At 72.6% G+C, this 12,235-nt stretch carries 5 protein-coding genes; 2 read left to right on the plus strand and 3 right to left on the minus strand.

The window, feature by feature from the left end; translation table 11 throughout:
- Window positions 1-5,347: hypothetical protein (locus ACXJMZ_RS33545; RefSeq protein WP_457033792.1), on the plus strand; the 5,347-nt coding region annotated here is incomplete at its 5' end.
- A gap of 205 nt (window positions 5,348-5,552) precedes the next feature.
- Entirely contained in the window at window positions 5,553-6,275 is a 723-nt protein-coding gene (locus tag ACXJMZ_RS33550) for a dienelactone hydrolase family protein (RefSeq protein WP_457033793.1), read from the plus strand.
- 60 nt (window positions 6,276-6,335) lie between these two features.
- Here ACXJMZ_RS33550 and ACXJMZ_RS33555 read toward each other — a convergent pair whose 3' ends face one another.
- From ACXJMZ_RS33555 to ACXJMZ_RS33565, 3 genes are read right to left on the minus strand one after another with little or no spacing between them, the layout of a single operon-like run.
- Window positions 6,336-7,799, minus strand: coding sequence for a WD40 repeat domain-containing protein (locus ACXJMZ_RS33555; RefSeq protein WP_457033794.1), 1,464 nt, complete (start codon window positions 7,797-7,799; stop codon window positions 6,336-6,338).
- A gap of 16 nt (window positions 7,800-7,815) precedes the next feature.
- The gene (locus tag ACXJMZ_RS33560) at window positions 7,816-11,787 is read right to left on the minus strand and encodes an nSTAND1 domain-containing NTPase (protein WP_457033795.1); all 3,972 of its coding nucleotides are present in this window, start codon (window positions 11,785-11,787) and stop codon (window positions 7,816-7,818) included.
- A complete protein-coding gene (locus ACXJMZ_RS33565; protein WP_457033796.1) occupies window positions 11,784-12,209 on the minus strand; it encodes a hypothetical protein in 426 nt (141 codons plus the stop codon). The genes ACXJMZ_RS33560 and ACXJMZ_RS33565 overlap by 4 nt, the downstream gene beginning before the upstream one ends.
- Window positions 12,210-12,235 lie beyond the last annotated feature (26 nt).

Genomic DNA, 12,235 nt, shown 5'->3' on the forward strand with positions numbered 1-12,235 from the left:
GCCCGAGCCCGAGGCGAAGCCCGAGCCCGAGCCCGAGGCGAAGCCCGAGCCCGAGCCCGAGGCGAAGCCCGAGCCCGAGCCCGAGGCGAAGCCCGAGCCCGAGGCGAAGCCCGAGCCCCGGCCGATCGCCGGGACCGACTTGGTGGTTGGGCTGACCGGGAACGAGGCGGCCGTCCGGGAGAAGGTGATCGACGTCCTCGCGCAGGCCGTCCCGGGAGACCGGGCGGCGGCCCGGGCGTTCGCCGACGCTCACTTCGGGCCGGCGACGCTGCGCCCGATGCTCAGTGCGCTGTCCCGGGGCGAGGTGTGGACGGTCCCGCTCGACGGCAACGGCTGGAGCGGCAGCGTCAAGCTGCGCGGTCAGGTCACCGAGTCGACGCACCTGCGCACCGAGAAGATCGAGTTCGAGAACGGCGCCGACCGGACGGTGGCCCTCGGGACCGGCCGCGACGCGCAGTGGCAGTACAACATCGGGGTCCAGGCCCGGCAGTCGGGCGCCGGGGCGGAGGCGGCGGAGCTGGCCGGCTACTTCCACGACCGTGGCCAGGGCGAGGTCAACCTGGACCTCGGCGGGATGGTGGCGCGGTCCAAGACCTCCGAGCCCGCCGACATCTTCGGGACGACGATGCGGCTGGAGCTCGACTTCGGCGACCTTCGCCACGACCACCAACCGGTGACCACCGACTCCGGCAAGCGCACCGAGGCGGTGGACCTCAGTCTGAACGTCGCCGTACCGGTGCGTCCTGACGGTGACTCGGTCGGTGAGCCGCGGACACCCCCGCAGCGCCTGCGGGACGGCCGGGTCGGCGGCCAGGAGATCGTGCTGGACCTCTCGCCGCGCGGCGGGTCCAAGGACCAGCCGCCGGTGGAGGCGCTGCTCGGTCAGGTGGAGCAGGCTGCCAAGCAGGAGTTCGGCAAGGACTGGCCCGCGATGCGCGAGAAGGTCCTCGCGGAGGTCGACTTCGCCCGGCTCCAGCGGGACTTGAAGAGCATGACGGCCGGTGAACCGGCCACGGTCACTCTCACCGACCGGCGCGGCAAGACACTCGGCACCGTCGAGATCAGCGCGCGGGTCGACGATCTGCGCCAGACCGGCACCACCAAGGAGACCGAGTTCAACATCGGCACCACCGTCCAGCAGGTGCGCAGCACCGCGACGAACCGTGGCAACGCGGGGCAGTTCGGGCTGGCGGGCGTCCTGCGGCCGGGGGCCGCCCTGTTCGGCGGCGGCGGCGCCGGGCGGCTCGGCCGGGACCGGATCGAGATCTCGGGCGACAGTCGGACCTCCCAGCTGACCAGCAAGTCCAAGGTGCCGGGCGTCCGTTACGAGGGCGCCGTCCACTTCGACATGAAGTTCAACGGCAAGCCCGAATCCCACGACGCGGGCACGGCGGACGTTCGGCTGCTGGTGGACCGCGCGGACACGGCTCCCGAGGCCGTCGAACCGAAGCCTGAGCCCACGCCCAAGGCGGACGAGACCGTCGTACAGCCGGTGCCCGAGGTCACCAGCCCGCCGGACTCGGTCTGGGAGGGCGGCGACGACCGGGGCGGTCTCGGCGAGACCGTCGTGGTGCGGGACCTGGAGAGCACCGCCGCGCTGCGGGCGGCCGTGGACGCCAAGGGGCGGGAGCAGTTCGGCAACGACTGGGACAGCGTCAGGGAGCAGGTCCTGCGCGGGTTCAGCCAGCCGAACCTGGCCGCCAAGCTGACCGGGATGACCCGGGGCGAGCCCTTGGAGGTGAAGATCCCCGGCAAGGAGAACCTGGTCGTCACGGCGGTCGCCAGGGTCGAGTCGATGACCTACCGCCGCGAGGACGGCAAGGCCGAACTCAACACGGTGAACGAGACGGGCGCGTTCAGCGTGAACCGTCAGCTGCTGGCGCGCACCGTCGCCGTCAACGGCCAGTTCGGCGGCACCGTCGCCAAGGCCACGCCCGGCGCCCCGGGTGCCGACCTGTTGGCCAACGTCAACGGACAGCAGCGCGAGCGGGCCGGCGGGCAGGGCCGCCAGGCCGACCGGGTGTACGCCAACGGCAAGTACAGTGCGCCGCAAGTGATCTTCGGTGCCGAGCTGGCGGTGGACATCCACTTCGGCCCGCCCGGCAGCACGACCGACGGCAAGTCCGGCACCTCGGCACCGCTCCGGGTCGAGGTCGGCATGGACGCCCAGGACACCGTCAAGGTCCCGGCGCCCAGCAGCGAGGACGGCCCGATCACCTTCAAGCAGCCGACCCCGTCCCCCGCCCCTGACGACCAGTCGGCTCCGAACGACCGCAAGGCCGTTGAGCTCAACCGGCCCGAGGCGACCCACACCGCGCCGAGCCGGATGCGCGACCAGCACGAGCTGAACGCCTCCTACGTGGTGCACAGCCTGAGCGGCGCCGACAAGGTGCGCAGCACGGTGGAGGACGCGGTCCGGAACAAGTACGGCGAGCCGTCGGAGGAGGTCAAGCAGAAGCTCGACGCCACCTTCGACCGGGTCGCGCTCAAGACCCAGCTCTCCCAGCTCACCCGGGGCGGGAAGATCACCGAGACCGTCTCCGGCACCACCTGGAAGGCCGAGGTCACCGTCACGGCCAGGCTGGCGGACGCCACCTACCACTCCACGGCGGGCAAGTACGAGTTCGAGTCCGGTACCCGCACCTCGCGGGGCCAGGGCAACCTGCGGGACAGCCGCGAGCGCCTGGACGGCGGTGGCCTGCTCAGGATGCAGGCCCCGTTCGTGAACGTCGCGGGCGGCTACACCTACCGGATGGACCGCACCTACGGTCACGGCTCGGAGACCATCGGCTCGGCCTCGAACCGGGGCAAGCACGTCGAGCCGGCCGTGTTCTTCGACGTCGAGACGGCGTACGACGTCAAGGTTGAGTTCAAGCGGCTCGGCGTGGACGACGGTTCGCACACCCAACAGGTCGACACCGTGGCCCGGGTGGCCGTCCCGATGCGCGACGCCGACCCGGTGTCGGGTCCGGTCGAGCGGACCACGACGAAGCAGCCGAAGGGCTTCGTGGAGGGCCGGCGGCTGGACTCCTCGGCGATCGTCACCGATGTCCACGCGCTGCCCGGCCCGGCCGGGTCGACGCCGCCGGCGGGCCCCCGGCAGACGCTGGGCGAGTCGGTGCTGTCCCAGGTGGAGTCGGGGTGGAAGCCCAGCTCCCTGTTCCCGTCCGTCGGAAAGCCCGACGGGAAGCCGAAGTTGGAGAGCAACCCGTTCGGCAGCGACTGGGCCGGCATCCACCGCAAGCTGGACGCGGAGCTCACCCCCGACCGGCTCCAGTCCAGGCTGAAGGGCATGACGGCCGGGGACGAGATCGTCGTGCGGCACGGGCGCACCACCGTCCGGGTCGGCGCGGTGCTCCGTGACCGGATGGAGCACCTGGGCGACTCCGGCACCACCGAGTTCAACACCGGCACGGACGTCCAGCGGTCCTTCGCGGACACCGACGCCACCGGCCACGGCCACCAGGGTCTGCTCGGTGTGACGACCGCGGTCCCGGTGGCGGGCACGCCGGTCGCGGTGACTGCCGGTGTGACCGGCACCGGCGGCCGGGGCCAGGACCACGTGGACGTCCGGAACACCAGCACCTCGGCCGGCTCCGCCACCAAGGCCAAGCTGCCCGGCAGTGCCTACCGGGGCGAGGCGGAGCTGCAGTTCACCATCACCCGGCGCCCGTTGGTCGGTGCCTCCGTCCACCAGCGGCGCACGGCGGCGATCGGCTTCGAGACCATCGTGGAGTCGGGTGAGACCGTACCGGTCGTCCCGAAGCGCTCCGACGACCCGACGGCCCCGAAGCAGCCGCCCCGGACGCTCCCGGTCGAGGCACCCGCGAAGGCCGACGTCCGGATCCCGCCGGAGCGGGTCTGGGAGGACGGGCTGCGCGACACCGACGTGCTGCGCTTCCTCGGCGACGTCGGCGGTGTCCAGGACCTGGTGCGGCTGCGCGGTCCGGAGTTCTTCGGCAAGTCGACCTGGCAGGACATGGAGCCCGTGGTCGGGACGGTCACCTCGCACAGCCACCTCTCGGCGATGTTCGGCACCGCGACCCAGGGCACCGAGGTGTCGGCGACCGTCCCGACCAAGCGGATAACTCTCGGTGGCGGCAAGGGAGTCGAGGTCGGCGTGAAGATCGTCTCCCTCGAGCACCGGGACACCGACAACGCGGTCGAGTCGAGCCCGTCCAACTCCACCTCCTCCGGCACCGTCCGCTCGGACCTGTCGGCGAAGAACGCGGGTGTGCAGGGCCAGGTCGGCGCCAGGATCACCGGGGACGTCACCCACAACCCGGCGATCACCGGCGGGGCCCAGCGGTTCTGGCGCGAGGGGGGCACGCACAGCGATGCGGGCCAGATCATCTCCAACGGCAAGTACCCCACCCCGATGGCCCGTTACCACGGTGCCGCCGAGGTGGAGGTGACCCTCTTCGACGGGAAGCGCAACCCGGTCAAGGAGAAGGGGATCGTGCCCTTCACCGTCGACATCCCGCTGTCGGAGACCACCGGGGTGGACCTGCCGAGCGACCACTACCTCGCCTTCACCGAGGACAGCAAGGGCGGCGAACTGCGCTCCGAAGCAGGGGCCAGGCTGCTCGACGACGTCCACCGTACGCTGTCGAAGGGCGACCAGCCGTTCGACCACACCACCGCGACCCCCGCCGAGCTCGAGCAGCTGATGGGCACCGTCCGGGTCGGACAGACGGCCTTCGGTGGGGAGTTCACCGCCGGAACCGAGGCCGGCGACGCTCACATCCGGGCGACCCACCGGCTGGTCGAACTGTCCGGCGGCTCCTCGACCGCCACCTCCGCCCTGCTCGGGGACCTGCTCGGTACACCGGACGGCGCCCCGCTGAAGGCCGAGGAGGTCCGCAAGGTGATCGACTTCGTGGAACGGAAGGCGACCCAGGGGCCCGTCACCCTCGACGACCTCGTCGCCGGGGCGCAGGACGGCTGGCCCGCGCAGGAGCCGTACGAGATCGACCGCCAGGCGTGGACGGACAACGGCCCGGCCAACGAGCTGGTCACCGCCGCGATGGCGGAGGCCGCGGCCACGACTCGCCTGCTGCTCCAGGACGGTCAGCCGACGTTCGGGCGGCTCTACCTCACCGTCTCCGGCGAGGGCGCGGAACTGCCGCTGCGCCGGGAGTTCGAGCTGAGCGGCGACCCGGAGCAGCAGATCCGGACGATCGAGGAGGCCACCTACCTGAAGCCGGGGACGCGGCCGAGCGAGGTCGGCGTCCGGCTGGGCGGTGCGTCCGAGGCCGGCCGCGACTGGGACTTCCGGATCACCGCCCGCGCCGAGGGCAACCGCGAACTGATGCTCCGTCTCCGTCGGCCCCCGGAGGAGGAGTAGCCATGGCATCCGGTCGCGGTGGCCCGCCCAGGAATTCGCTTGGCGGGCCACCGTGACCGCTGCTACGGTGCCGGAGGCCGTGCGAGAGAACGAGGAGGTGGTACCCGTGAACGCAGTATCGACATGGGTGCTCCCTTCCGGGGTCATGGTCGGGCGATAGGTCGTCCGGGAGCGCCGTTCCAGAGCACTCCCGAAAGGCACGACCGTGCAATTCACTTCTGAACAGCGTCTCGACGACGGCGTCCTCGAGCGCGAATTCACCCTCGGCGAGATCCCCGGCACCTTGTGGACGCCGGCATCCGCCGCACCGGCCCCGCTGGTCCTGATGGCTCACAACAACGGCCTGCCCAAGGCGGATCCCCGGCTGGTGGCCCGGGCCCGGCACTGTTCGGCGCAGGGCTACGCGGTGGCCACCATCGACGCCGCCGGGTGCGGTGACCGGCCCCGTTCCGCCGCCGCCGAGCAGGCCCGCGCCGAGCTCCGCCGGGCGATGCAGGCCGGCGAACCGGTCGACGAGATCTTCGAGTCCCTCGTCGGCCCGCTGGTCGAGACGGCGGTCCCGGAATGGCGGACCACCCTGGACGCCGTCCTTTCGCTGCCCGAGATCGGCGGCCCGGTCGGATACTCGGGGTGGACCGCCCTCGGCATCCGGCTGGCGGTGGCCGAGCCGCGCATCGCAGCCGCCGGATTCTTCGCCGGGGGTTACGTGCCCCGCGCCCAACGCGAGGAGGCCCGGCAGGTCACCGTTCCGCTGCTGTTCCTGCTGCAGTGGGACGACGAAGGGAACCCCCGACAGCGGGCCCTGGACCTGTTCGACGCCTTCGGCACCAAGGAGAAGACCCTGCACGCCAATCTGGGCGGGCACACCGGTACCCCCTGGTTCGAGGTCGAGGACGGGGGCCGGTTCTACGACCGGCACCTGAAGTAGGCCCGGGCCGCCCGGCCCTGCTCGACTCGCTGTAGCGCGGGCCCCTGCCAACTTCCTGRCTCAGCGTCGGGCCAGGACCGCGACCTCGCGGCCGAAGCACACCACCAGCTCGCCCGCCGGCCCCGCACTCACCGCCCGGACCGGCTGGGAGAACACCAGCTCCTCCCCGATCTGCTGACGGGTGATCAGGTCCCATACCCGCACCCGCCAGCCGCTCGCGGTCACGGCCACCGGGCGGCCGTCGACCACCCCGGTCGCCACGGCGGAGACGGCGTAGCCGGTGTGACCGGTCAGCGGCTCGCCGATCTGCTGCCCCGAGGCCAAATCCCACACCCGCGCTGTCCGGTCGCCGCTGCCGGTGACGGCCACCGGGCGGCCGTCCAGCACTGCGGTGGCCACCGCACACACCTCGTCGCGGTGACCGGTCAGGGGCTCACCGACCTGCTCGCCCGTGGCCAGGTCCCACAGATGGACCGTCTCACCCCACTCGAAGCTTGCGGTGACGGCCACCGAGCGGCCGTCGACCACCGCCGTCGCGGCCGCGCAGTTCGCGCTGAACTCCAGGCTGCCACGGAAGAGTTCACGGATCTGCTCACCTGTGGTCAGGTCCCACAACCGAAACGTGCAGTCGAAGTTGCCGACGACCACCACCGGGCGGCCGCCGACCACCGCCGTCGCCACCGTGTCCACCCCGCTGTCCTGGTCGGTGACGGTCCGGCCGACCTGTCGCCCGGTGGCCAGGTCCCATCCTCGGACGGTCCCGTCCCCGTGGCCGGTGACGGCCACGGGCCGGCCGTCCAGCTCGGTCGTGGCCACCGCACACACCCAGCCCTTGCGGCCGACGAGCGGTCCGCCCACCAGGCTTCCCGTCGTCAGGTCCCGGACCAGCACCGTTGCGTCCCGGTCGCCGGTGACGGCTACCGGACGGCCGTCGACCACCCCGGTCGCCACCGCACACACCTCGTCGCGGTGGCCCGCACCGGCCCCGTCGGTCGGCCGGCCGGTGGCCCAGTGCACCCGCCACCCGGAGCCGGGCTGCCACTCCGCCCGGCCGGAACCGCCGTCCAACGGGCGGGCCTGCCGGACGAGTTGCCTGAGGTAGGACTCGAGCAGGGGCAGGTCGAAGCAGGTGAGGTGGGGCCGGCCGGGGTGCGGCCGACTGGCGACCCGGAGGTCGGCCGGGATGCTCTCGGTGGCGAGGACCGTCTCATGGGGACTCCGGTAGAGCGCCCACACCCTGCCGTCGATCTCCTCGAGCGGAAGGTCACCGTTCCACGCGTCCTCGTACCACCGGCCGGAGGACCGGGTGAGGAAGAGCAGGGCGTGTTCCCCCGGCGAGAGGGAGCTCTGGCCCCAACTGCCCGGCTTGCCGGTGAACTCGAACTCCTCGCCGAGCCCGACGTCGAAGACCCTGGCCGAGTACACCTCCTGCACGACTGCCCTGAACAGCTGCGATCCCGGCGCGGCGGTGATCCTGACCCTGATCAGGTCGTACCGCTCCACCTTTTCCTGCAGGAATGCCATGAGCCTCCGATCACCGTCAACATGTGTCCTGGTAGGGCATACCGGACGCGTACGTCCTCGTCCAGTCGCTCTCCGAGAGGCCGGTGCCGACAGTCCGGCAGGCCAGGCCGGTGACGTCGGTGACTGTCTCGGGCAGGTCGCCGAGGTGCCACAGCTGGACGGTGCCGCCCTCCTCCGGGAGCAGCGCCAGGGTCCTGCCGTCGGGGCTGAACCGGACGTCTCCCGCCGTCTCCCCCAGCGTCGCCACGAGCGCGGGCAGGGTGGGGTCGGAGACGTCCCAGAGCCGGACGGCGCCGTGTTCCTCGGCGGTGGCGAGCAGGCGGCCGTCGGGGTGGTAGACGATCTGGACGGGCTTCTTCACCGGCACGGTGCCGACCGGATCCGGGCCGAGACCCGGGCCGACCGGCCACAGCCCGATCCCGATCATGTCTCCCGCCGGGTTCTCCGCCGCCAGCCGACGTCCGTCGGGGCTGAATGCCGCCTGGTCCATCCCCACCAGCGAGGAGCGCCTCGGGCGGCGGTCGCCGGGCGGGTGTTCGGCCGGGAGGACTCGGGCGGGTGCCGACGGATTCGACACGTCCCAGACGGATCCCGACAGCGCCAGCAGCCGGCCGTCCGGGCTGAAGACGGTGGGGCCGGCCGCGATGACGGTCCGTACCGCGACGGAGGGAGGCGGATCGTCGGTCCGGTCGAGCAACTGGTTGAGCGACTCCTGCAGGTACGAACGGCTGGGCACCGGGGTGCTGGTGTCCCACAGGGCGACCCACGTGCTGCTGGCCATGTTCGTCTTGCCCGAGGCGGCCAGCGTGGCCGTGCGGGGGCTGAAGGCCAGCGAGGTCACACCCGTGGACGTGCGCAGCACGGCTCCCCGCCGCGGCCGGTCGGTGTCCGACACGTCCCAGAGCACGATCCCACCGCCGTTGGCGTAGGCATCCGCAATCGTGCCCACGGCCAGGGCGGTACCGTCCCGATTGAAGGCCACGGCCTCCACCGCTTCGTCGGACTCGCTTGCCAGTGACGGCAGTTCGCGCGGGTGGGCCGGGTCGCTGACGTCCCACCGGTGGACGCCTTTGAAGCCGCCCACCGCCAGCCCGCGGCCGTCGGGGCTGAAGGCAGCGGCGGTGAGACCCACGTCGACGGCCGGGAGAGCGACCGTGAGACCGGGCGCGGTGCGCGGGGTGACGCGCCAGCGCGAGACCGAGCCGGAACCGGAGCCGGGGCCGGAGTCGTCGGCCATGATGACGTGGCTGCCGTCGCCGCTGAACGCCAATGCGACGGGCCTGGTCGGGCCGGAGAGCCGGGACGGGCCGACGGGGCGGGCCGGATCCGTGACGTCCCACAGCTGGGTCCACCCTCCCTCCGAGGCCGTGAGGACGGTGCGGCCGTCGGGGCTGAAGGTGACGTTCGTGACCCGGGTCGGATGCTCCAGCAGGCCGGTCCTCCTGGGCGAGGCCGGGTCGGTGAAGTCCCACAGGGCGATCCGGTGCCCGTCGGCCACTGCCAGGACGGGAGCGGCCCGGCTGACGGCGAACGCCTCTTTCCTGAAGCCCTCTCCGTGAAACACGTCATGTGGCCGGCCCGGGTCCCTGATGTCCCAGAGCTGCCAGCCGGAGTAGTGCGTGATGGCGTCCGGGCCGAACGCGTTGCCCGTATTGCGCAGTTCGGCGGCGGTCACCAGCGTGCGCCCGTCGGCGCTGAACCGGACGGTGTCGGCCTCGGTCGCGACGATCGGCTCGGAGAGCCTGCGCGGCAGGGCCGGGTCGCCGACGTCCCACAGGGTCAGCGTGCCGGGCGCGCCGCCGGCCACCACGGCGAGCGTCCTGCCGTCCGGGCTGAAGGCGGCATCCGTCACGTCCGCGACGCCCGCTCGGAAGGGCAGGCGGCGGGGGTGCTCACGGTCCGTCAGGTCCCACAGTGACAGCTCGCGGACGGAACTCTCCCCGGGGTCACCGGTGACCACCGCGAGGCGCCGCCCGTCGGGGCTCAGCGAGACACTCGACATGTCGTCGGGGAAGCCGGTCAGCGTGGACAGCCGGCGCGGGCGCACCGGGTCCGCGGTGTCCCACAGCTCGACGGAGTCGGCCCGGTCGTGGCCGGTGGCCAGCAGCGTCCCGTCCTGGAAGAAGGTGGCGACGTCGTCAACGGGCCCGAGTGCCCCGTCCGGTGACGCCCCGTCGAAGCGGGTCTGCTGAAGGGTGGTGATCAGCCCCTGCCGACCCTCCGACGTCGGGTCGACCCGCTGGGCCGCGAGGCTGAGCCGAAGGGACGTCCGGGGGTCGCTGTCACGGAGATTCTCGGCCTGCGCCCTGAGCGACCGGCCGACCGCCAGCCGCCGCTCCTTCTCCGCCTCCACGAGCTGTTCGTCTGCGCGGCGGCTCTGGAACTGCGCGGTGGCCGCGCCGCCGACGGCGAGGAGCGTCAGCACGATCAGCACCGCCACCGCACCGCGGACCAGCACGTCGGCCCGGCGCGTCTGGCGGACCGATGCGTCGAGGAAGTCCGAGACCGTGCGGCCGAGGCCGTGCTGCCCGGTTCTGGCCGACCAGGCACGGGCGTTCTCCAGGCGGCTCCCCCGGTAGAGGTGGGCCCGGTCGCGGTTCTTCCGGGCCCAGGCGGCCGCGTCCTCCTCGATCTGCTGGCGCAGCAGGTTGTCGGCCCGGTGGGTGTTCACCCAGTCCCGCAGGCGGTCCCAGGCCCGGAGGAGGGCCTCGTGGGTGATCGTGACCGTGTCCTGCCGCCGAGTGTCCTCCAGCCGGGTGTCCTGCAGCCGGGTGAGCAGCCGTCGTTCGGTGAAGCCGGAGAGCACGGCCTCGGCCGCCTCCCGGTCCAGCCCCTGCGTCAGCTCCTCGGTGGGTACGGTCCGGCGGGTGTCGTCGGCTCCCTCGCCGATCCGGACCAGGCGGCGGAACATCAGCCCGGCGGCTAGCCGGCCGGCCGGGTCCAGCCTGTCGTAGGCGGCGTCGGCGCTCCTGCCGACGGCCTCGTGAATGCCTCCGGTGACCTGGTAGCCCGCCACCGTCATCCGGGAGCCGCTGCGCTGCTGCCAGGCCAGCCGGAGCACGTGGGCCAGGTGCGGCAACCGCCCGGCCTCGTAGCCCGCCTCGGCGCCGAGGTCCTTCAGCAGCAGCTCGACCAGCCCCGCCTCCAGCTCGATGCCGACCGCGCGGGCCGGGAACAGGATGGCCTCGCGCAGCTCCGTGGTGTCCATCGGGCCGACCAGGATCTGGCGCTGCTCCAGGGCTTCGCGCAGCGGCCGGTACCGGGCACAGTGGCCGTAGAAGTCCGCCCGCAGGCCGTACACCACCAGCGCGGGCCCTCCCGCCCGGGCCAGCCGGTCGAGTGCGTCGACGAACCGGCGCCGTTCCTGCTCGTCGGGGACGAGGGTGAACAGTTCCTCGGCCTGGTCGACCACGACCACCAGGCGCCCGGCCTTCCGCTCGGCCAGGGCGGTGCACAGACGGGCGGCCAACTGGTCCGGGCTGTCGGCGAGTTCGCGCGCGATGTCCGCGGGCTCGGTGTCGGTCAGCCCGGCGAGGTGCGTCGTGAGCGCGGCCATGGGGTGGGCGGTCGGCGTGAGGACCAGACAGGGCCAGCGCCGCGAGCCGTCCAGCGCGCCCCGGGCCAGGTCAGCCACGAGACCGGCCCGGAGCAGCGAGGACTTCCCCGCACCGGAGGCGGCCACCACGGCCAGCGCGCCGCCCTCGCGGAGGCAGTCGTCAAGACCGGCCACCAGCCGGGCGCACAGCGCGTCCCGGCCGAAGAACCACCGTGACTGTTCGAGGCCGAAAGCGCTCATGCCGGGGTAGGGGCACTCGTCGCCGACCTGCTGCCCCGGCCTTACGCGGTCCACCCGGTGGGTGCCGTCCCAGTAGTGCAGGTGCAGGTCCCGGCCGGCGATGTACTGGCTCTCGGCCGCCAGGTAGACGGTGCCGGACCCGGAGGCGTACGCCTCCATCCGCACCTCGCGCCCGGCCGCCTCGTCGGTCACTGACCGGTGATGTGCATATCGCCGCCGGACATGTAGAGCCTGGCGTTGTCCGATGCGGTGCCGTGCATCTCCACCCGGCCGGCCGGGCCGGCCTCGGGCGTCAACGGGCGTAGTTCGTCGAGCAGTTCACGCAGATCGCGCTCGAGCGCCGGATCAGCCGCCAGCAGCCGGCGCAGCCGGGAGCGCCACTCGGCCGTCAGGTCTACCTCTACTTCGGCCCCTCCGTCGCCCACCTGACGGGCGGTCAGGAGTTGTGCACGGGCCTCGCCCAGTTCGGCCTCGACCGTCTCGGCCTCCCCGGGGCGGGACCGCCGCCACAGCGCGGCCACCGCTCGCTTGGCCTGCTCCCAGCCGTCCGTCGCCATCAGCCCGACCACTGTGGTCGCGGTCGACGACGCCAGCGCCACCAGCTCCGCATCCATCCCCAAGCCTCCTTGGCAGTCCGCCC

The sequence above is a fragment of the Kitasatospora sp. P5_F3 genome, assembly GCF_054049135.1.

Excerpts from the sequence above, each read along its gene's own strand:
- ACXJMZ_RS33555 (WP_457033794.1), bottom strand. The coding sequence starts at position 7,799 with ATGGCATTCCTGCAGGAAAAGGTGGAGCGGTACGACCTGATCAGGGTC.
- ACXJMZ_RS33565 (WP_457033796.1), bottom strand. The coding sequence starts at position 12,209 with ATGGATGCGGAGCTGGTGGCGCTGGCGTCGTCGACCGCGACCACAGTG.